20 protein-coding genes are annotated in these 19,483 nt (G+C 74.2%); 12 read left to right on the plus strand and 8 right to left on the minus strand.

The features are described 5' to 3' along the window. Nucleotides 1–113 precede the first annotated feature (113 nt). The 3 genes from HL663_RS00755 to HL663_RS00765 all read left to right on the plus strand — a co-directional run bounded on the left by HL663_RS00755 (nucleotide 114) and on the right by HL663_RS00765 (nucleotide 1,860). Nucleotides 114–755 carry a FadR/GntR family transcriptional regulator gene (locus HL663_RS00755; protein ID WP_173026607.1) on the plus strand — a complete coding sequence of 214 codons (642 nt, stop codon included), beginning with the start codon at nucleotides 114–116 and terminating at the stop codon, nucleotides 753–755. Nucleotides 756–828: 73 nt separating this feature from the next. Next, nucleotides 829–1,029 carry a DUF4177 domain-containing protein gene (locus HL663_RS00760; protein ID WP_173026608.1) on the plus strand — a complete coding sequence of 67 codons (201 nt, stop codon included), beginning with the start codon at nucleotides 829–831 and terminating at the stop codon, nucleotides 1,027–1,029. A gap of 234 nt (nucleotides 1,030–1,263) precedes the next feature. Continuing rightward, nucleotides 1,264–1,860, plus strand: coding sequence for a biotin transporter BioY (locus HL663_RS00765; RefSeq protein ID WP_173026609.1), 597 nt, complete (start codon nucleotides 1,264–1,266; stop codon nucleotides 1,858–1,860). A 64-nt stretch (nucleotides 1,861–1,924) separates the two neighbouring features. Here the strand turns inward: HL663_RS00765 and HL663_RS00770 are convergent, their stop codons facing one another. From HL663_RS00770 to HL663_RS00785, 4 genes are all read right to left on the minus strand, one after another. Then, nucleotides 1,925–2,971, minus strand: coding sequence for an NAD(P)-dependent alcohol dehydrogenase (locus HL663_RS00770; RefSeq protein WP_286175826.1), 1,047 nt, complete (start codon nucleotides 2,969–2,971; stop codon nucleotides 1,925–1,927). Continuing rightward, nucleotides 2,968–4,200, minus strand: coding sequence for a sugar ABC transporter permease (locus HL663_RS00775; protein WP_173026610.1), 1,233 nt, complete (start codon nucleotides 4,198–4,200; stop codon nucleotides 2,968–2,970). Before HL663_RS00775 ends, HL663_RS00770 begins: the two co-directional genes overlap by 4 nt. Then, a complete protein-coding gene (locus tag HL663_RS00780; RefSeq protein ID WP_173026611.1) occupies nucleotides 4,197–5,027 on the minus strand; it encodes an ATP-binding cassette domain-containing protein in 831 nt (276 codons plus the stop codon). The genes HL663_RS00775 and HL663_RS00780 overlap by 4 nt, the downstream gene beginning before the upstream one ends. A gap of 65 nt (nucleotides 5,028–5,092) precedes the next feature. Continuing rightward, nucleotides 5,093–6,160, minus strand: coding sequence for an ABC transporter substrate-binding protein (locus tag HL663_RS00785; RefSeq protein ID WP_286175827.1), 1,068 nt, complete (start codon nucleotides 6,158–6,160; stop codon nucleotides 5,093–5,095). Between the two features lie 134 nt (nucleotides 6,161–6,294). Between HL663_RS00785 and HL663_RS00790 the strand changes: the two genes are divergently transcribed. Together HL663_RS00790 and HL663_RS00795 are read left to right on the plus strand one after the other, a co-directional pair. Further along, the gene (locus tag HL663_RS00790; protein ID WP_173026613.1) at nucleotides 6,295–7,323 is read left to right on the plus strand and encodes a LacI family DNA-binding transcriptional regulator; all 1,029 of its coding nucleotides are present in this window, start codon (nucleotides 6,295–6,297) and stop codon (nucleotides 7,321–7,323) included. A 1-nt stretch (nucleotide 7,324) separates the two neighbouring features. Beyond that, nucleotides 7,325–8,818 (plus strand): FGGY-family carbohydrate kinase, encoded by a 1,494-nt coding sequence (locus HL663_RS00795; RefSeq protein WP_286175829.1) that lies wholly within the window; start codon nucleotides 7,325–7,327, stop codon nucleotides 8,816–8,818. A 901-nt stretch (nucleotides 8,819–9,719) separates the two neighbouring features. Here HL663_RS00795 and HL663_RS00800 read toward each other — a convergent pair. From HL663_RS00800 to HL663_RS00810, 3 genes are all read right to left on the minus strand, one after another. After that, a complete protein-coding gene (locus HL663_RS00800; protein ID WP_173026614.1) occupies nucleotides 9,720–11,120 on the minus strand; it encodes a PAS domain-containing sensor histidine kinase in 1,401 nt (466 codons plus the stop codon). 104 nt (nucleotides 11,121–11,224) lie between these two features. Next, on the minus strand, nucleotides 11,225–11,614 hold the full coding sequence (locus tag HL663_RS00805) for a response regulator (protein ID WP_173026615.1): 390 nt from the start codon (nucleotides 11,612–11,614) through the stop codon (nucleotides 11,225–11,227). A gap of 40 nt (nucleotides 11,615–11,654) precedes the next feature. Beyond that, complete coding sequence (locus tag HL663_RS00810; protein WP_173026616.1) at nucleotides 11,655–12,353, minus strand: response regulator; 699 nt, start codon at nucleotides 12,351–12,353, stop codon at nucleotides 11,655–11,657. Nucleotides 12,354–12,964: 611 nt separating this feature from the next. On the opposite strand from HL663_RS00810, the gene HL663_RS00815 reads away from it, so the two are divergent. Then, complete coding sequence (locus tag HL663_RS00815; protein ID WP_173026617.1) at nucleotides 12,965–14,134, plus strand: D-alanyl-D-alanine carboxypeptidase family protein; 1,170 nt, start codon at nucleotides 12,965–12,967, stop codon at nucleotides 14,132–14,134. Nucleotides 14,135–14,230: 96 nt separating this feature from the next. Here the strand turns inward: HL663_RS00815 and HL663_RS00820 are convergent, their stop codons facing one another. Beyond that, complete coding sequence (locus HL663_RS00820) at nucleotides 14,231–14,710, minus strand: winged helix-turn-helix transcriptional regulator (protein ID WP_173026618.1); 480 nt, start codon at nucleotides 14,708–14,710, stop codon at nucleotides 14,231–14,233. 108 nt (nucleotides 14,711–14,818) lie between these two features. Between HL663_RS00820 and HL663_RS19075 the strand changes: the two genes are divergently transcribed. From HL663_RS19075 to HL663_RS00845, 6 genes are all read left to right on the plus strand, one after another. After that, nucleotides 14,819–15,154 carry an aldo/keto reductase gene (locus tag HL663_RS19075; RefSeq protein ID WP_216842641.1) on the plus strand — a complete coding sequence of 112 codons (336 nt, stop codon included), beginning with the start codon at nucleotides 14,819–14,821 and terminating at the stop codon, nucleotides 15,152–15,154. Further along, entirely contained in the window at nucleotides 15,139–15,873 is a 735-nt protein-coding gene (locus HL663_RS00825; RefSeq protein ID WP_286176033.1) for an aldo/keto reductase, read from the plus strand. Before HL663_RS19075 ends, HL663_RS00825 begins: the two co-directional genes overlap by 16 nt. Nucleotides 15,874–15,982: 109 nt before the next feature. Continuing rightward, entirely contained in the window at nucleotides 15,983–16,978 is a 996-nt protein-coding gene (locus tag HL663_RS00830) for an NADP-dependent oxidoreductase (RefSeq protein ID WP_173026619.1), read from the plus strand. 54 nt (nucleotides 16,979–17,032) lie between these two features. Continuing rightward, the gene (locus HL663_RS00835; RefSeq protein WP_173026620.1) at nucleotides 17,033–17,890 is read left to right on the plus strand and encodes an alpha/beta fold hydrolase; all 858 of its coding nucleotides are present in this window, start codon (nucleotides 17,033–17,035) and stop codon (nucleotides 17,888–17,890) included. Between the two features lie 29 nt (nucleotides 17,891–17,919). Further along, the gene (locus HL663_RS00840; RefSeq protein ID WP_173026621.1) at nucleotides 17,920–18,759 is read left to right on the plus strand and encodes an SDR family NAD(P)-dependent oxidoreductase; all 840 of its coding nucleotides are present in this window, start codon (nucleotides 17,920–17,922) and stop codon (nucleotides 18,757–18,759) included. Between the two features lie 79 nt (nucleotides 18,760–18,838). Then, on the plus strand, nucleotides 18,839–19,432 hold the full coding sequence (locus tag HL663_RS00845; RefSeq protein ID WP_173026622.1) for a TetR/AcrR family transcriptional regulator: 594 nt from the start codon (nucleotides 18,839–18,841) through the stop codon (nucleotides 19,430–19,432). Nucleotides 19,433–19,483: the final 51 nt, after the last annotated feature.

Genomic DNA, 19,483 nt, shown 5'->3' on the forward strand with positions numbered 1-19,483 from the left:
CTCCGGCGGGCCGGTCGGTCCGTCGTGGATCAGTGGCCTAGCCTCTTGGCCAACGAGCCATCTGTCAATACATTGGGCCGCGTCAGCACGACGTGGCCGGAGTCGGAGGTGTGGTGGGCACGCAGGAGGCGCAGGCCCCGGACGCGGCCGTCCCGGGCGTCGGCGGCGGCCCGCGGCCGCTGGCCCGCCCGCGCCTCTACGAGCAGCTGGCCGACCACATCGCCGACTTCATCGAGGCCCAGGGCCTGGCCCCCGGCGACCGGCTGCCGCCCGAGCGCCGGCTCGCGAAGGACCTCGGCGTCAGCCGCGCGACCCTCAGCCGCGCGCTCGTCGCCCTCGAGGTCCGCGGGCGGCTCGAGGTCCGGCACGGCGACGGCGCGGTCGTGCGCGACCCCGCCGCGCGGGTCGCCCTCCCCTCGCTCGACGACGCCCCCCTCCACGAGGTCGTGCAGGCCCGGGCCGCGACGATGACGCAGATCGCGCTGGCCGCGTCCGCGCACCCGGACTCGGCGCTGCGCTCGGCCCTGCTCGCCGACGACGGGGGCCCTCGCTCGGTCGAGGACGTCTGGGCGTGCGTCCTGCGGCTCGTCGACGACGGGTCCTTCCTCGCCCGCCTCGACGCCGCGCTGGCCGAGCGCATCCGCCTGCTGGGCGGCTCCCCCGAGCCCGCCGCCGTGCGGGCGCTCGCCGAGTCGGTGCGCCGCGGGCGGCCCGACGAGGTCGTCGAGGCCGTCGCGGCGGTCCTGCGCGGCTGACCCGCGGGGCTGGGCGGACGGGCGCTCGCGCCGCTACCGTCGGGGCATCCGTCCGCGACGAAGGGATGCCCCCGTGCCGTACCAGTACAAGGTCGTCGAGCTCCGCGAGAAGATGATCGGCGGCAAGATGTCCGGCGACCGCCTCGAGAAGGTGCTCAACGAGCACGCCGGCCAGGGCTGGCAGCTCAAGGCCATCACCGGCGCCGACGTCAAGGGCCGGATGGGTCCCGGCGGCGTCGAGGGCCTGCTGATCACCTTCGAGCGCCCCGTCTGAACCGGAGCCCTCCGCGGGTCGAGGTGATACCCGACCGGTTGAGGGTCGGACATCACCTCGAACCCCGGGGCGCACCGACGGGTCGAGGTGATATTCGACCGTGCGAAGGTCGAGTTTCACCTCGGCCCACCGCAGTCGCCGGGGTGCGGTGTCTCACTGGTCACCCCGGTGCGCCGCCGCGCGACGAGGTCGGCAGGATGGGGGCAGCCCCGCCCCTCGAGACACGGAGACCCGATGACCGCCCTCGCCGCCCCGTTCCGCCCCACCCTCGCGGAGGCCGTCCTCCCGCGCTCGCTGACCCGCACCGGGGTGACCGTCGGCCTCGGGGCCCTGCTCACCGCGCTCGCCGCCCAGGTCGCCCTCCCGGTGCCGGGCTCCCCCGTGCCGGTCACGGGCCAGACCTTCGCGGTCCTGCTCGTCGGCGCCGCCCTCGGGCCCGGCCGCGCGGTCGCGAGCATGGCGCTCTACCTCGTCCTCGGGGTCGTCGGGCTGCCCGTCTTCACCGACGGCTCGCACGGCGCCCACGTCGTCGTCGGCGCGACCGGCGGCTACCTCGTCGGGTTCCTCGCCGCGGCCGCCGTCGCCGGCCTCGCGGCCCGCCGCGGCCACGACCGCTCGGTGCCGCGCCAGCTCCTCGCCGCCGTCGCGTCGTCCCTGACCATCTACGTCTTCGGCGTCTCGTGGCTCTCGCTCTCGACGGGGATGTCGCTCGCGACCGCGGTCACCGTCGGCGTCGTGCCCTTCCTCCTCGGCGACGCCCTCAAGGCGCTGCTCGCCGCGGGCGCGCTGCCCGCCGCGTGGCGCCTGGTCGGCGCGCTCGAGCGCGACTGACGCACGTCCGCACGACGACGGCGCCCTCCCCCTCACCGGGAGGGCGCCGTCGCCGTCCGTGGGGTCAGCGGTCCGGGTGGATGACCGCCTTGACCGAGTCGGTGACGCGCGAGCCGAGCGTCAGGGCGTCGGCGGTCTCGGCGAGCGGGAAGTGGTGCGTCACGAGGGAGTCGACCTTCACGCGACCCGACGCGACGAGCGAGATCGCCAGCGGCCACGTGTGGTTGTAACGGTTGACGAGGCTGATCGTCAGCTCGTTGACGTTGAGCTGCGAGAGCGGCAGCCCGACGAGCTCCTCCTTGGGCATCCCGATCATCGCCGCCCGACCCGCCGGCCGCAGCCGCCGCAGGCCCTGTGCGAGAACGCCCTTCGCGCCCGAGCACTCGAGCAGGACGTCGAAGTCCTGCCCGCCCGTCCCGTCGTCGACCGTCAGGCCGAGGTCGCGCGCCATCTTCTGCCGGAACTCGCTGGGGTCGGTCACGGCCACCGACCGCGCGCCGAAGGCCAGCGCCACCGCGCCGGCCAGCAGCCCGACCGGCCCGGCGCCGGTGACGAGCACGTCGTCCCCGGGCCGGAGCCCGGCGCGCGTGCAGCCCCAGATGCCGACCGAGAGGGGCTCGACGAGCGCGCCCTCCTCGTAGGTCATCGAGGCCGGGATGCGGTGCAGGTTGCGGGCGTCGATGACCATCGTCTCCATGAGCGCCCCGTCGTACGGCGGCGTCGCGAGGAAGACGAGGTCGGGGCAGAGGTGGTAGCGCCCGGCCATGCACTCGTCGCACTGGCGGCAGGGGGTGCCGGGCTCGATGGCCACGCGGTCCCCGACGTCGACGCCGGTCACCTCCGCTCCCACCGAGAGCACCTGGCCGGCGGCCTCGTGGCCGAGGACGATCGGCCCGTCGACCACCCAGTCGCCGATCCGGCCGACGGTGAAGTAGGCGGTGTCCGACCCGCACACCCCGACCGCCCGCAGCCGGACGAGCGCCTCGTGCGGGCCCGGCTCCCGCTGGGGCCGCTCCTGCACCTCGATCCGGCCGAGCTCGGTCATCACGGCCGCACGGATCATCATGGTCTCCTCCTGGGGCGGGTGGTCGGGGGTCACGGCGGTGCTCATGCGCGGCCGTGCGAGGCGCGTGTGCGCCGGGCGAGGGAGTCGATCGCCACCGCGACGGCCAGGACGAGACCGGTGATGACGAAACGGTACGACGAGTCGAGGTTGAGCAGCGTCAGGCCGTTGGCGATGGCGGCGATGACGACCGTGCCGAGCAGCGCCGACCACGCGCTGCCGCGCCCGCCGAAGAGGCTCGTGCCGCCGATGACCGCCGCCGCGATCGCGTTGAGGTTGACGTCGCCGGTGCCGCTGCTGAGGTTCGCCGACGCGAGCCGACCCGCGGCGAGGATGCCCCCGAGCGCGGCGAGGAAGGAGCAGACGGCGAAGGCGCTGAGGTAGACGCGTCGGACCGGGATGCCCGAGCGGCGCGCGGCCTCGACGTTGCCGCCGACGGCGAGCAGCGAGCGCCCCCAGCCGGTGCGCGTGATGGCGTAGTTGAGCAGCAGCACGAGCGCGACGAAGAAGACGACCATCCAGCCGACGCCCCGCTCGCGGTTGAGGTACCAGACGACGAACTCGAGCACGACGAGCAGCGCCACCGAGCGGACCGCCAGCACGCGCACCGAGGTCGCCGAGAGGTTGGCGCGCCGGCGGCGGACCATCGTCTCGTAGCCGCTCGCGAACACCGCGACGGGACCGATCGCCGCGAGGACGTACGCCAGCCACGGCGGCACGAACGCGACCTGGGCGAAGGTGACGAGGAAGGAGTCGAACGGCAGGTTGACCGACCCCTGGTCGCCGAGGATCGCCAGCTGGAGGCCGAGGAACGCGAGCAGCCCCGCGAGCGAGGCGACGAAGCTCGGCATCCCGAAACGGGTGAGCGCCAGGCCGTACGCGAGGCCGATGAGCGCCGCGATGCCGAGCGCCACGACGACCGCGAGCACCCAGCTCCAGTCGTGCCGCACGAAGAGCACGGCCACGATGGCGGCGGTCAGGCCGCTGACCGAGCCCACCGACAGGTCGATCTCGCCGACGAGCAGGACGCAGACGATGCCGAGCGAGATGACCCCGACGGCGGCCGAGTCGAGCATGAGGTTGACGAGGTTGCCGCTCGAGAGGAAGACCGGGTTCAGGCTCTGGAAGATGACGGCGATGATGACGAGCCCGATGACGACGGGCAGCGCCCCGAGGTCGCCGGACCGGATGTTGCGCAGGGCGGCCCTCGCGCGGCCGGCGGTCGAGGCGTCGTGGGTGATGCGCTCGTCGGCGCGGTCGAGCTGGACGGTGCTCATCGCGCGACCTCCTCGCCGGCCGGGGTGGACGCATCGGTGGCGGCGGACCCGCCCCCGACCCGCTCGCGACGTCGCGTGACGACGTTGTCGGTGGCCCCGGTGATGGCGGCGATGATCGTCTCGGACGAGACCGACCGCGCGTCGAAGCTGCCGTTGTTGCGGCCGAGCCGCAGGACGACCACGCGGTCGGCGACGGCGCGGACGTCCTCCATGTTGTGGCTGATCATGATGACGCCGAGCCCTCTCTGCCGGAGCCGTTCGATGAGGTCGAGGACCTCCGCGGTCTGCGCGACCCCGAGGGCCGCGGTCGGCTCGTCGAGGATGATGACCTGCGGGTCGCCGAGCAGCGAGCGCGCGATGGCGACGGTCTGGCGCTGGCCGCCGGAGAGCGACGCGATGGGGATGCGGACGGTCGGGATCTTCGCCGAGAGCTGCTGGAGCAGCTCCCAGGAGCGGACCTCCATCGACACCTCGTCCAGGCGCATCCGCCCGCGCTCCTGCCCGAGGAAGAGGTTGCCGACGACGTCGAGGTTCTCGCAGAGGGCGAGGTCCTGGAACACCGTCGCGATGCCGAGGGCGATGGCGGCGGAGGGGTCGGCGACGGTGACGGGCCGGCCGTCGAACGAGATCGTCCCGGCGTCCGGCGCGTGCACGCCGGAGAGCACCTTGACGAGGGTCGACTTGCCGGCGCCGTTGTCGCCGACGAGCGCGACGACCTCGCCGCGCGCGACGTCGAGGTCGATGTCGGTCAGCGCGTTGACCGCGCCGAAGGTCTTGGTGACGCCGCGCAGGCTGAGCAGCGGCGGTGCGGTGGTGGTCGTGGTCATCGAGGTCCTCCGATGGTCGGCCGGCCGGCCGCCGGGGCGGGGTGCGCCCCGGCGGCGGTCGGGGCTCAGGAGATGCCGAGCTTCTGGCAGGCGGCGGCGTACTCGGAGGTGCACAGCTCCGAGGCCGGGGTGATCTGCTTGTCGACGATCTCGGCCTTGAGGTTCTCGGCGGTGACGAGCGTCGGGTCGTAGAGCTTGGACGGCGAGCCGAAGAGGTCGCCGGTCGTCTCGGGAGCCTCGTTGTTCAGCAGCTTGACGGCCACCTCGGCCGCGGCGCCGCCGACGATCTCGCTCGGCTTGCTGATGGTGTTCCACTGGTCGCCGGCGATGACGAGCTGCAGGCCCGCGACCGTCGCGTCGTTGCCGCTGACCGGCGGGTTGGGGTTGACGCCGGCCGCCTTGAACGCGGCGATCGAGCCGCCCGCCGTGCCGTCGTTGGCCGCGACGACGCCGATGATCTTGTCGCCGAAGCGCGAGATCTGGCCGCTGACGAACTTCTGGGCGTTCTCGGGCTTCCACTCGATCGTGTCGTACTCGGCGAGGATCGGGATGCCGCTGCTGTCGACCGCGGAGTGCACGCCCTTCTTGATCAGGCCGGCGGCGGCGTCGGTCGGCGAGCCGTTGACGACGAGGAGGCCGGAGCCGGCCGGGACCGGGCTCTCCTTGACCTTCTCGAGGAGCGAGGTCGCGATCGCGTTGCCGATCTTCTCGTTGTCGAACGAGACGTAGAAGTCGACCTTGATGTCGGGGATCGGGCGGTCGTAGGCGATGACCTTGACGCCCTTGGAGTGCGCGGCGTTGACGAGCGACGCGGCGGCCGCGGAGTCGACGGGGTCGAGGACGATGACCTTGGCCCCCTGGGCCAGCGCCGAGTTGAACTGCTGCTGCTGCTTGTCCGCGCTGCCGTCGGCGTTGTTGTAGAGCGGCTGGCAGGAGGGGCACAGCTCCTTGAGCCGCTTCTCGAACCCGGGACGGTCGTGCAGCTCGTACCGGGTGGATCCGGTGTCGGGCATGAGGAAGGCGACCTTGGCCCCGTCCCCGCCGCCTCCCCCGGACGACGACCCCGCCCCGCTGTCACCGGACCCGCAGGCCGCCACGAGCAGGGTCGACAGGCCGGCTCCGGCCAGCACCACGCCTCGGATGATCCGACCACGCGCCATTGCGTTCTCCTCTTCGCTGAGGTGCTTGAATCGTTTCAAGCGGATGCGGACGATGGTAGGGTCCGTTTCTGAAACGTGTCAAGGATCACGGTCAGGAGCAGTCGAGGGTGACGACGCGACGAGTGGGCCTCAAGGACGTGGCCCGGGCGGCCGGGGTGTCGGTCGGCACGGTCTCGCACGTGCTCAACCACCCCGAGCGGGTCAGCGAGCCGCGCCGCGAGGCCGTCCAGGCGGCCATCGAGCGGCTCGGGTTCGTCCGCGACGAGTCCGCGCGCCAGCTGCGCGCCGGCTACTCCAGCACCGTCGGCCTGCTCCTCCTCGACGCCTGGAACCCCGCCTTCGCCGAGATGGCCCGCGGGGTCGAGGACGCCGCAGCCGATGCGGGCATGACCCTCCTCATGGCCAACAGCGCCCGTAGCCTCGAGCGCGAGAAAGCTTCTCTCACAGTGTTCTCCGAGCACCGAGTGGCCGGCGCGATCGTCGTCCCGCACGACCCGCTCTCGGCCGAGCTGCACCGCGTCCGCGCCGGCGGCGTCCCCCTCGTCGTCCTCGACCGGATGGACCCGCGCGAGGGGGCCGTGAGCGTCGGCGTCGACGACACCCTCGGCGGCCGGCTCGCCGCCGAGCACCTCCTCGGCCTCGGGCACCGGGCCGTCGCGTTCGCCGGCGACCCCTCGCTCGCCATCCCCGTCCGCGACCGCCACGACGGCGTGAGCGAGGTCGTCGCCGGCGCCGGGGCCACCCTCGTCGACCTGCCGTGCGCGCTGTCGGTCGAGGGGGGTCGCGAGGTCGGCGCCGCGCTCGCCGCGATGCCCCCCGCCGAGCGCCCCGGCGCGGTCGCCTGCGCCGTCGACGTCGTCGCGGTCGGCATCCTCCAGGAGCTGCAGCGGCACGGCATCCGCGTGCCCGAGGACGTCTCGGTCGTCGGCTACGACGACATCCCGCTCGCCGCCCAGCTCGCGGTGCCGCTGACCACCGTCGCCCGCCCGCACCACGCGATGGGCGTCGCGGCGTTCACCCTGCTCCTCGCCGTCGTCCGCGGCGAGACCCCGCACGAGCCGCACCGCCTCTTCGCCCCCGCCCTCGTGGTCCGGGGCTCGAGCGGGCCGCCCGCACCGACCGACGGGAGCACCTGACGTGAGCGAGCTGGTCCTCGGGATCGACATCGGCACCGGCAGCACGAAGGGCGTGCTCGCCACCCCCGACGGCACGGTCGTCGCCACCGCCGTCCGCGCCCACGAGGGGGCGATGGTCATGCCGCGCCCGGACCGCGCCGAGATGGACGCCGAGGCGGTGTGGTGGGCCGACGTCGTGGCCGTCTGCCGCGAGCTCGTCGACCCCTCGCGCCCCGTCGCCGCGGTGTGCGTCAGCGGGCTCGGGCCCTGCCTCCTGCTGACCACCGCCGACGGCACGCCGGTCCGGCCCGCGATCCTCTACGGCATCGACGGCCGGGCGACCCGCGAGATCGCCGAGCTCGACGAGCGGTTCGGTGCCGACGCCGTCCTGCGGCGTTGCGGCACACCGCTGACGACGCAGGCCGTCGGCCCCAAGGCGCTGTGGGTGCAGCGCCACGAGCCCGACGCGTGGGCGCGGGCCGAGCGGTGGTTCAGCGCCGGCTCGTACGCCGCGTTCCGCCTGAGCGGCGAGTACGTCCTCGACCACCACACGGCGAGCCAGTCGGTGCCGCTCTACGACCTGGAGGCCGCCGACTGGGCGCACGACTGGTACGACGACGTGATGGCCGGGCTGCCCGCACCCACCCTCGCGTGGTCGGGCGAGGTCGTCGGCGCGGTCACCGCAGCGGCCGCCGACGAGACCGGGCTGCGCGTCGGCACCCCCGTCTGTGCCGGCACGGTCGACGCCTGGGCCGAGGCCTACGGCGCGGGCGTGCGCGCCCCGGGCGACCTCATGCTCATGTACGGCTCGACGATGTTCTTCGTCCAGGAGCTGCGCTCCCCCGCCCCGCACCCGCAGCTGTGGAACACCCGCGGGGTCCAGCCGGCCGGCTTCTCGCTCGCCGCGGGGATGTCGACCTCCGGCAGCCTCACGACGTGGCTGCGCGACCTCGTCGGGGGCGTGCCGTTCGACGACCTCGTGCGCGAGGCGGCCGCCGTCCCGCCGGGCAGCGACGGGCTGCTCCTCCTGCCCTACCTCGCCGGCGAGCGGACGCCGATCTTCGACACCCGCGCCCGCGGCGTCGTCGTCGGGCTGACGCTGCGCCACCGCCGCGGGCACCTGTTCCGCGCCGCGTACGAGGGCATCGCGTTCGGCATCCGCCAGATCCTCGAGCTGCTGGACTCCCCCGAGAACCCCGTCGAGCGGCTCGTCGCCGTGGGCGGCGGCACGCAGGGCGGCCTCTGGACGCAGGTCGTCAGCGACGTCGCCGGACGGCCGCAGCACCTGCCGCGGCAGACCATCGGGGCGGCCTACGGCGACGCGCTGATGGCGGCCCAGGGCGCGGGACTCGTGGCCGCGGACGCCGACTGGGCCTCCCTCGACCGGGTCGTCGAGCCCGACCCGCGCCACCGCGGGCTCTACGACGAGCTGTACGCGGCGTACACCTCGCTGCACCCCGCGACCCGGGAGCACCAGCACCTGCTGGCCGACCTCCAGTCGGGCACCGACGGCTGACGCGGCGGGGCCCCGACGCCGCGCGGGTCGAGGTGAAGGAAGACCGCCAGAGGGTCGGGTTCCACCTCGAACCCCGGTCGGGCCGAAGGGCTGCGGGTGAGGGGTGGGCGACGACGGTGCCGGTCGTGCAACCGACCGGCGCTGCGGCCGGGGGGTGGTTCAGCACCCCCGGCCGTCGGCCGGCGCCGTCGTCTCGTGCCCTCTCGTCGCGGGAGGCGACTCGTGGCACCACCCGCAGCCCGCCCCGGGGGACCGGCCCCGCGGAGGGGGGGTGTGGGGCCGGAGCCCCGAGGCATGACTCGATCCTCCTCCGCGACAGGCCCGTCCGACAGGTGCGGACGGCTCGACCGTCGTGATGCATCGGCCCCAGGCGCGACGACGGACCCGGGTGCGGACAGCCGGAGAGCCCGGCCTCCGTGCAGGGGGAGGGAGGCCGGGCTCTCGTCGTGGGGACCTCGGGTGCCCGGCCCCGATGCAGGGGGAAGGGGGCCGGACGCCCGAGGTGGACCCGTCCCGGGGGTCTGCCCCCCGTAGGCGGAGGGGGCCGGAGCCCCGGGGCTTGCGTCCAGTCTGGCCCGGTGCCCACGCCGGCCGACAGGTGCGCCTGCCCCGATCCTGCTGATGCATCCGGGCCACGCCGGGGGCCCACCACCGCCGGTCGCCCGGACGTCGAGGAGCCCGGCCTCCGTGCAGGGGGAGGGAGGCCGGGCTCTCGACAGAGGCTCCGCCGGGCGGCCGCCCCGATGCAGGGGAAAGGGGGCGTGCGTCCGGTCCGAACCTGTCCCGGGGTCTGCCCCCTGCAGGGGAAGGAGGCCGTGGCCCCGAGGCATGACTCCAGTGTGCCGGGGTCTCGGGGGCGCCCGACAGGTGCGGACGTCCCGACCCGGGTGATGCAGTCGTACTAGGTCAGGTGCTCCTCGACGGGCACGACGAGGGTCACGCGGGTGCCTGCGCCCGGGGGGCTGTCGACGACGAGGGTGCCACCCAGGCTCTCGGCGCGGGCGACCATCGACGTCATCCCCAGGTGACCGGGCTCGGTGCTGGCGCGGGCCCCGCCGACCCCGTCGTCAAGGACCTCGAGGAGGACGGTCTCGTCGCGCACCTCGAGGCGGACGAAGACCCGCTCGGCCCGGGAGTGCTTGCGGGCGTTGACGAGGGCCTCGCGCAGCGTGCGGAAGGCGCCGGCCTCGACCTCGGGCGCCAGGGGCAGGACCGCGGGACCGTCGACCTCGACCTCGATCGCCGTCCCCATGAACAGGCCCTCGGACAGCGCGCGGATCGCCGCGGCCAGCCCGTCGCGCAGGTCGGGCGGGCTGAGGGCCACGACGAGGTTGCGCAGCCGCTCGATGGTCTGCTCGAGGAGGGAGACGACGTGCTCGAGCGGCTCGGCGAGCTCCGGGGCCAGGAGCGGCTGGAGCCCGTCGAGCCGGAGGATCGCCGCGACGACGAGCTGGAGCGGCTCGTCGTGGACCGCCTCGGCGAGCAGGGCGCGCTCGCGGGCCTCGATCCGCTCCTCGGCCTCGCGCCGGCGGTGCTCGGCGTCGCGCTGCTCGGTGATGTCCTCGACGAACCCCCGGTAGCTCTGGACCTCGCCCGACGGGCCGTGCCGCGGGGTCAGCGTCGAGCGCACCCACACGGTCCCCCCGTCGCGGCGTCGCATCTGGGCCTCGATCATCCGGGGCCTGCCGCCGGACTCGCTCCGCAGCCCCCGGATGCGGTCCTCCGGGTCGACGTACAGCTCGTTCGCCGAGGTCACCGACGCCGTCAGCTCCGCGGCGTCGGCGTAGCCGAGCATCGTCGCGAAGGCCTCGTTGACGACGACGATGGCCCCGTCCGGCGTCGTCTCCTTCCAGCCCTCCGCCATCGAGTCGAGGAGGTCGCGGTAGCGCTCCTCGGCCGACCGCGCCCGGTGCAGCGCCTCGCGCACGGGGTCCGGGACGTCCTCGCTGTCCCCCGGCCGTCCCTCGTCGACGACGACCGTGACCCCGTCGGCCGTGGGGTAGAGGCGACGGCGCAGCCAGCGGCCCACGCGAGGGGCGAAGGACTCGAACTCCTGGACCTGCCCCGACTCGACGGCCCGCTCCAGGTAGTGCAGGAAGTCGGCGTCGCGGGCCTGGGGATAGAGCTCGTAGACCGTGCGGCCCACCACCGCCGACGCCTCCTCCCCGAGCATCGCGAGGATCGAGCCGTTGACGTAGAGCACGGTGCCGTCCGGAGCGACGGAGAAGACGCCGCCGACGATGCGCTCGAGCGCCTGGGCCGCCCCGGCGTCCAGCCGGTCCCCGTCCGGTGCGTCGGACACCAGTCCTCCCCTCCCGGGACCGTCACGACGCCCCCGTCCACGCCCATGCTAGGGGGCGGGCGTCGAGGACGAGAAGCGGAAGCGGTCAGGCTGGACGCCGAATTTCATTCCACAACAGGCGAATGGCGCTGCAGGGCCTCGCGCAGCGGCGCGAGGCGGCCGGTCTTGACGACGAACTCGTCGGCGCCGGCGGCCAACATCGCCTCGCGGACGGAGGGCTCGGTGTGCGCCGAGAACGCGATGATGGCGAGCCCGGGGTTCTCCTCGCGGACCGCGGCGGTGAGCTCGGGGCCGCCCCCCGGCATGCTGACGTCGACGACGAGGACGTCGACCGACGACGCACGCAGCGCGGCCAGGCACTCGGACCCGTCCTCGCCGACCCCGACCACGGTGAAGCCGGGCATGGCCTCGATGACGACCCGGAGCGCCTCGCGCATCTCCCACTGGTCGTCGCAGAGGAAGACCCGCCGCGTCACCGGCTCCGTGCCGGTCACGGGACGCCCCGCTGCCGGGGGCGCTCGGTCGCTGCCGTACTCATGGGCCGCTCACGATGTTCTCTCGCAGGGCGATGGTCACGGCCTCGAGCTTGTTGTGGGCGCCGAGCTTCACGATGAGCGACTGGATGTGGTTGCGGGCCGTCGCGTACGAGATGAACAGGCGCGCCGCGATGTCGCGGGTCGACACGCCCTGGACGAGGAGGCGCAGCACGTCGCGCTCGCGGGGGGTCAGGTCGTCGCCGAGCCGCTGGCCGCCCCGCTCGGACGAGGGCAGCAGCCGCTGCACGTCGCGCGCGCTGAGGATGGTGATGCCCTCGGCCGCGCGCATGACGGCCTCGTGGAGGGCCTCGGCCCGCTGGCCCTTGTTGACGATGCCGACCGCCCCGGCGGCGAGCGCCTGGTGCAGCGTGTCGACGCTGTCGTCGGCGGTCACGAGGAGCACCTTCGTCCCCGGGCTGGCCGTGAGCAGGCGCGGCACGAGCTCGGTGCCGAGGCCGTCCGGCAGGCGCTGGTCGAGCAGGCACACGTCGGGGCGGTGGCGCTCGACGGCGGCCAGGCCCTCGGCGCAGGAGGCGGCGACCTCGAGCACGGTCGTGCGCCCGCGGGCCCGCAGCCCGGCCGCCACGGCGTCGGCGAGGAGCAGGTGGTCGTCGATGACGACCACCGAGACCGTCCCGGTCCGGGGCTCCGCCGCTGCGGCCGTGGGTGCCATGTCGCTCTCTCTGTCCTCGGTCATGCGATCGTCCCTCTCCCCGAGTTGCCCCGCCAGAACCCCGTGCACCACCCGACGTGATGCATCTGCATCAGACGGCCGCGCACGGCCGTGCCGATGCTCCTTCCCCCGGAGACGGCGACGTCGCGGTCACCGAGGACCGCAACGCTACCGGCGGGGCCGCACCGCGTCGACGGTCCGCCGGACCGCCCACGCCCACGGCCGGCGGCGCGCGAGGGGCCGGCCGACCGGGCCCGCGGCGGTCCCGCAGGCCGTATACCACCGGGCGGGTTGACCGTCACGGAGCGCGCCCCCGTGTCGGGGATGGCTGAACGGCTGGACCGCACCGCCGTTCGGCCCACCCGTTCCCGGGCGGCACCCCTGTCGCGCACGCCGCTCGTAGCGTCGTGGACGAGGAAGATCGTCGGTCGAGGCACCTGCTCCGACCGGCCCGGGTGACGCCGAACCCCACCAGCACCCGGAGGTCCTCGGCATCCTCTGATGGTGGGGGCGGGGCGCCCAGGCACATGGAGTCGCTCCTCGGGGTGAGGTCCTCGCACGAGGACGGGGCGCACCGGCGTCCCAACCCGACAGGTCACGTTCCGCAGGCGCTCCACCCGGAAGGAACGTGCCCGATGTCCGCCCTGAGACGACCGACCACCCTGCTCGCCGCACCCCTCCTGGCCCTCGGCCTCGCCACGGCCGCCGCGCCCACCGCCACCGCCGCCGGGTCCTCCCTGGCGTGGGGTGGCTACAGCAACGGCAAGATCCCCCTGACCGCCCTGTGCGCCATCCCCTTCGCCCCCGCCGACAGCCTGCGCTGCGACGCGACGCGCAAGCTGAGCTCGCTCAACAAGGTCTACAAGGCCCGCTTCGGCGGCGACCTCTGCATCAACGACGGCTACCGCTCGTACACGCAGCAGGTCGCGACGTTCAAGAAGTACGGGTCACCGCGCGCGGCGAAGCCCGGCACCTCCACCCACGGGTGGGGCCTGGCCGTCGACTTCGGCTGCAGCATCGGCACCTACTCCGGGACGCGCTACAAGTGGCTCTCGGTCAACGGCCCGAAGTACGGCTGGGCCCAGCCCACGTGGGCGCTGGCCAAGGGCTCCAACCCCGAGGCGTGGCACTGGCAGTACTTCGGCACCTACGTGCCGACCTCCCCCACGCCCCCGCCGACCCCGACGCCGCCCCCGCCCCCGCCGCCGCCCGCGCCGGTCAAGAGCAAGGCGATCACCGCCGCGTCGCTGTCGGTGACCGGCACCTGGCCGCGCACCGCGACCTTCGCGCTGCGCCTGCGCACGACCGGCAAGGCCGTGGCCGGCGCCCGCGTCACCATCGCCACGCGCCCCGCCGACTCGACGCAGTACTCGACCGTGCGGACGGTGACGACCGACTCCAAGGGCCGCGTGTCGTTCACGGACACCCCCGAGACGCCGACCGTCGTGCGCTTCACCTTCGCCGGCTCGACGACGGCGAAGCCGACCTCCGGCGTCCGGATGCTCTCGACCCCGACGGAGGTGTCGGCCCGCTACGTCCAGGACCGCCGCCACCCGCTCGTCGTCGGCCGGCTGACGACGCCCGGCCAGGACGCCATCGCCGACCAGATGGTGACGCTCGAGCGCAAGGTCGCCGGGGCCTCCACCTGGACCAGCGTCGACTCGATGCGCACCGACGAGGACGGCTTCGTGTGGTCCGAGGCCCAGCGCGACCAGGACTCGTCGTACCGCTTCTCGTACGCCGGGACCTCCGGGTACGTCGGTGACGTCGGCACCGAGATCGCCGTGACCAAGAGCCGCCGCTGACCTCGGGGCCCTCCTTCCGGCCCCACGACGACGCCCCGCCCGACCCCGGTCGAGCGGGGCGTCGTCGCGCGTCCGGCGGTCGCCCGCGCCGGGCGCTCAGGCGACGGTCGGGGACCCCTCGACGAGCTCGAAGCGCACGTCCTGCGGCGGCACCTCGCGCCCGGCGGGGTCGACGAGGTGGGCGCGCACGGGCTGCCGGTCGTCGTCGGTCACCGGCGCGACGCGCAGGGCGGCGCCGTCCCCGACGTGGTCGTGGCCCCACTGCTGGAGGGCGGCGAGCACGGTGACGAGCTCCTGGCCGGCCGGGGTCAGGTGGTAGGCCTCGCGCACCCGCCGACCCGGCTCCCGGTAGGGCGTCCTCACGAGGACCCCGTGCTCGACGAGGGCGGCCAGCCGCACGGTCAGCACGTCGGTGGAGATGCCGAGCGCCTCGCGGAAGCGCGCGAAGGTGCTGGCCCCGAGGAAGGCCTCCCGCACGACGAGGAAGGTCCAGGTGTCGCTGAGGACACCGAGGGCGCGGATGATCGCGCACGGGTTGTCGATGGCCGTGGCGAGGACCGGTGACGAGCGGGGCACAACATCATCGTACGCAGTGCTGGCTTGGTTGAACCAACTCAGATGGGTAGGGTCAGCCCCGGGCCGCCCCACCGACCCCGGCGGCCACCGACACCGGGAGGAACCCCCATGCAGTACACGACCTTCGGCCGGCGCACCGGCCTGCGCATCTCCGAGCTCGCCCTCGGGACGGGCAACTTCGGCACGGGCTGGGGCGCCGGCGCCGAGCCGGAGGTGGCGCGGGCGATGTTCGAGCGCTACGTCGAGGCGGGGGGCAACGTCATCGACACCGCCGACGCCTACCAGGCCGGGCAGTCCGAGGAGATCGTCGGCCGGCTCGTCGCGTCCCGGCGCGACGACCTCGTCGTCGCGACCAAGTACACGGTCGGCACCGGTCGCGCACCGGCCTCGCCCGCACGGGCAACGCCCGCAAGAACCTGCGCCTGTCGCTGGAGGGCAGCCTGACCCGGCTGGCCACCGACCACGTCGACATCCTGTGGGTCCACTACCCCGACGAGCTGACCCCGATGGACGAGATCCTCCGCGGGCTCGACGACCTCGTGACGCAGGGCAAGGTCCTGCACGTCGCCTTCTCCAACTTCCCGGCCTGGCGCGTGTCGCGCGCCGCGGTGCTCGCCGACGTGTCGGGATGGGCCCCGGTCGCGGGGATCCAGGTGGAGTACAGCCTCGTCCAGCGCACCGCCGACCGCGAGCTGCTGCCGATGGCCGAGGCGCTCGGGCTGGGGGCGACCCTCTGGTCACCGCTGGGCGGAGGCCTGCTCACCGGCAAGTACCGGCACAGCCGGGAGGGCCGCCTCAGCGACTGGGGTCGCCTGGTGCACACCGAGGACGACGCCCGGGCGACCGCGGTCGTCGACACCCTCCTCGAGGTGGCCGGCTCGGTCGGGCGCCCGCCGGCCCAGGTCGCCGTCGCCTGGCTGCTCGAGCACGGCCGTCGGATGACGACGAGCGCGACGCCGATCATCGGTCCCCGGACCCTCGCCCAGCTCGACGACTACCTCGCCGCCCTGGAGGTCCAGCTCGACGACGAGGGCTACCGGCGCCTCGAGACGGTGAGCCGGCCCTCCCTGGGGATCCCCCACGAGGCCAACGCCGCGGCGCTCGACGGTCTCCGCGGCGGCCCGGGGTCGAGCGTCACGGCGCCGGCCGTCCCGGTGGCCTAGGACGGCGGGCACGCTGCGTGGACTTTCGCCCCACACCCCTTGACAGTGCGACTGACTGCACTCATTATTGAGTGCAGTCAGTCAGACCCTCGTCAGGAGCGAACCCCCCGTGCACGCCTTCGTCATCGACTCGTACAAGAGCCCCCTCCACGCCGCCGACGTCCCGGAGCCGACCGTGGGCGAGCACGACCTCCTCGTCGAGGTCGGCGCCGCGGGCCTCAACCAGCTCGACGAGAAGATCCGGCTTGGCGAGTTCACGCAGCTGCTCCCCTACCGCACCCCGCTCACCCTCGGCCACGACGTCGCCGGCACCGTCGTCCGGGTCGGGCCGGCCGTCCACGGCTTCGCGCCCGGCGACGTCGTCTTCGCCCGGCCGCGCGACCACCGCATCGGCACCTTCGCCGAGCGCATCGCGGTCCACGAGGACGACGTGGCCCTCGCCCCCCGCACCGCGTCGATGGCCGAGTCGGCCTCCCTCCCGCTCGTCGCCCTCACCGCCTGGCAGGCCCTCGTCGAGATCGCCGACGTCCGTCCGGGCCAGAAGGTGCTCGTCCACGCGGGCGCGGGCGGCGTCGGCACGGTCGCCATCCAGCTCGCCAAGCACCTCGGGGCGCACGTCGCCACGACCGCCTCCGGCACCGACGCCGTCTTCCTGCGCGAGCTCGGCGCCGACGTCGTCGTCGACTACCGCACCGAGGACTTCGCCGCGGAGCTCTCCGTGTACGACGTCGTCCTCGACAGCCTCGGCGGCGAGAACCTCCTGCGCTCGCTCGGCGTGCTCCGCCGCGGGGGGACCGCCATCGGCATCGCCGGCCCGCCGACCACGCGCTTCGCGAAGGAGGCCGGACTCAACCCCGTGCTGCGGGTCGTCATGGGCGTCCTGAGCCGCTCGGTCCGCGCCCGGGCCAGGCGCCTCGGCGTCGAGTACCGCTTCCTCTTCATGCGCGCCGACGGACGGCAGCTGCGCGAGGTCGCCGCCCTCGTCGACAGCGGCGCCATCCGCCCCGTCGTCGGCCGGACCTACCCGTTCGACGAGACCGTCGCCGCCCTCGCCGAGCTCGGGAAGACCAGCACGCGCGGCAAGACCGTCGTCACGCGCGCCTGACCCGCACACCACGCCCCCTCCTCCACCCCCACGCCCCTCCCCCGAAGGACCACCATGACCAGCCAGCCCGAGCCCGTCGTCACCTCCTACGCCGACGCCCCCACCCGCACCGTCCATGCCGCCGGGACGACCTTCGCCTACCGCGAGCTCGGCCCCGCCGGCGCCGTGCCGGTCGTCTTCTTCCACCACCTGAGCGCCAACCTGGACAACTGGGACCCCCGGATCGTCGACGCGGTCGCCGCGACGCGGCGGGTCATCGCCTTCGACCAGCGGGGCGTCGGCGCATCGTCGGGGAAGGTCCCGGACACGATCGAGGCCGCCGCGCAGGACGCGTACGCCTTCGTCACCGCCCTCGGCCTGACGCAGATCGACGTCTTCGCGTTCTCGATGGGCGGCATGGTCGCCCAGGACCTCGCCGTCGCGCACCCCGGGCTCATCCGTCGCTGGGTCCTCACCGGCACCGGGCCCCGGGGCGGCAAGGACATGGACAAGGTCGTCCGCACGACCTACCTCGACGTGCTGCGGGCCACCCTCACCCGGCGCGACCCGAAGGAGATCCTCTTCTTCGAGCAGGACGCCACCGGCCGCCGGGCCGGCAAGGAGTTCGTCGCCCGCCTCGGCGAGCGCACCCGCGACCGCGACACGGCCGTCACGCTCGGCGCCTTCCGCACGCAGCTGAAGGCCATCGCCCGCTACGGCCGCTCCGCCCCGTCCGACCTCTCGGTCCTCGACATCCCCACCCTCGTCGCCAACGGCGACCACGACCGGATGGTCCCGTCCGTCCTCTCCGAGGACCTGCACCGTCGCCTCCCGGGCTCCGAGCTCGTCATCTACCCGAACTCGGGCCACGGCGGGATCTTCCAGTACTGGGAGGACTTCGCCCCCCGCGCCGCCGCCTTCCTCTCCGCCTGACCACTCCCGCAACGGAATCGAGCCACACCATGCCCTCCGTCCTCGTCACCGGAGCCGGCCGCGGCATCGGCCGCGCCATCACCGAGCACCTGAGCGCCCGCGGCTGGGAGGTCCACGCCACCGCCCGCTCCGCCGCCGCCCTCGCCGAGCTCGCCACCCTCCCCCGCGTGCACCCGATCGACCTCGACGTCACCGACCGCGCGGCGGTCGGCGCCCTCGCCGAGCGCCTGCCCGAGCGGCTCGACGGCGTCGTCAACAACGCGGGCATCATCGTCAACGGGCCGCTCGAGGCCGTCGCCGTCGACGACCTGGCCCACCAGCTCGACGTCAACGTCGTCGCGCAGGTCGCGGTCACCCAGGCCGTCCTGCCGCTGCTGCGCGCGGCGCACGGCCGCATCGTGTTCATGTCGTCGACGAGCGGCCGGTACGCCGTGCCCGGCACGGGCGCCTACAACGCGTCCAAGTTCGCGCTCGAGGCCGTCGGCGACGCGCTGCGGATGGAGCTGCGCCCGTGGGACATCCGCGTCTCGCTCGTCGAGCCGGGCCCCATCGACACCGGCATGTGGGGCGATGTCGAGGCCGCCCACGACCGGATGGCGGCCGGCTTCACCCCCGAGCACCGCGCCCTCTACGCCGAGCACCTCGCCGGGACGCGCAAGCTCCTCTCGACCCTCGCGAAGCAGACCTCGGACCCCGCCAAGGTCGCCGAGGTCGTCCTCCACGCGCTCACGGCACGACGGCCGCGGCGGCGCTACCTCCTCGACGCGTCGAGCCGGGCGCAGGTCGCGTTCACGAGCCTGGCCCCCGCGTCGCTCACCGACGCGGTCCTCTCGGCCGCGACGACGAGCCGGGCGACCCGGTCGTCGTGAGGACGGCTGTGGGACGATGCCGCTGCCCGGCCGGCCCCACCGCGCCGGCCGCCCCGACCCGTTCCCGCAGGAGCACCCGATGACGCCCCCGCCGCCCGGACGCCGCGAGCGCAACAAGCAGGAGAAGCTCGAGCGCATCGTCGCGGCCGCCTCGACCCTGTTCGCCGAGCACGGCGTCGACGACGTGACGACGCAGCAGATCGCCGAGGCCGCCGACATCGGCACGGGCACGCTGTTCCTCTACGCGCGGACCAAGGGCGAGCTCCTCCTCCTGGTTCAGAACACCCACTACGAGGCCGCCCTCGTGCAGGGTCGGGCGGCGGCCGAGCAGGCGGACGACGCGGTCGGGGCCGTCGTCGCCCTCCTCGCGCCGGTCGTCGCGTGCAACCGGGCCCACGTCGGCAACGGCCGGGTCTACCTGCGCGAGATGCTCTTCGGTGACCCCGAGGTGCCCGGGCACGCCGCGGCCGTCGCGATCGTCGCCGAGACCGACCGGGCGACGGTCGACCTGATCCGCCGGTGGACCGACGCCGACGAGGCCGAGGCCGCGCGGCAGGCGGGCGTCATCTCGGCGGCCATGTACGTGACGATGGCCGCCGCCCCCGAGGAGGCGCCGGTCGACGACGTCGTCGAGGCCGTCCGCCGGTCCGTCGCGACGGTGCTGCACGTCTGACCGTCCACCCTCGGCGGCCTCACCCCGGGCACACGGAACGGCGCCCCGCCC

This window comes from Arthrobacter sp. NEB 688 (assembly GCF_013201035.1).
Classification (GTDB): Bacteria; Actinomycetota; Actinomycetes; order Actinomycetales; family Dermatophilaceae; genus Phycicoccus.

What these genes read in the sequence shown, in the direction of transcription:
- HL663_RS00765 (WP_173026609.1), top strand. Translation starts at nt 1,264, where the DNA reads ATGACCGCCCTCGCCGCCCCGTTCCGCCCCACCCTCGCGGAGGCCGTC.
- HL663_RS00770 (WP_286175826.1), bottom strand. Translation starts at nt 2,971, where the DNA reads ATGAGCACCGCCGTGACCCCCGACCACCCGCCCCAGGAGGAGACCATG.
- HL663_RS00775 (WP_173026610.1), bottom strand. Translation starts at nt 4,200, where the DNA reads ATGAGCACCGTCCAGCTCGACCGCGCCGACGAGCGCATCACCCACGAC.
- HL663_RS00780 (WP_173026611.1), bottom strand. Translation starts at nt 5,027, where the DNA reads ATGACCACGACCACCACCGCACCGCCGCTGCTCAGCCTGCGCGGCGTC.
- HL663_RS00810 (WP_173026616.1), bottom strand. Translation starts at nt 12,353, where the DNA reads ATGACCGAGGACAGAGAGAGCGACATGGCACCCACGGCCGCAGCGGCG.
- HL663_RS00815 (WP_173026617.1), top strand. Translation starts at nt 12,965, where the DNA reads ATGTCCGCCCTGAGACGACCGACCACCCTGCTCGCCGCACCCCTCCTG.
- HL663_RS19075 (WP_216842641.1), top strand. Translation starts at nt 14,819, where the DNA reads ATGCAGTACACGACCTTCGGCCGGCGCACCGGCCTGCGCATCTCCGAG.
- HL663_RS00835 (WP_173026620.1), top strand. Translation starts at nt 17,033, where the DNA reads ATGACCAGCCAGCCCGAGCCCGTCGTCACCTCCTACGCCGACGCCCCC.
- HL663_RS00840 (WP_173026621.1), top strand. Translation starts at nt 17,920, where the DNA reads ATGCCCTCCGTCCTCGTCACCGGAGCCGGCCGCGGCATCGGCCGCGCC.
- HL663_RS00845 (WP_173026622.1), top strand. Translation starts at nt 18,839, where the DNA reads ATGACGCCCCCGCCGCCCGGACGCCGCGAGCGCAACAAGCAGGAGAAG.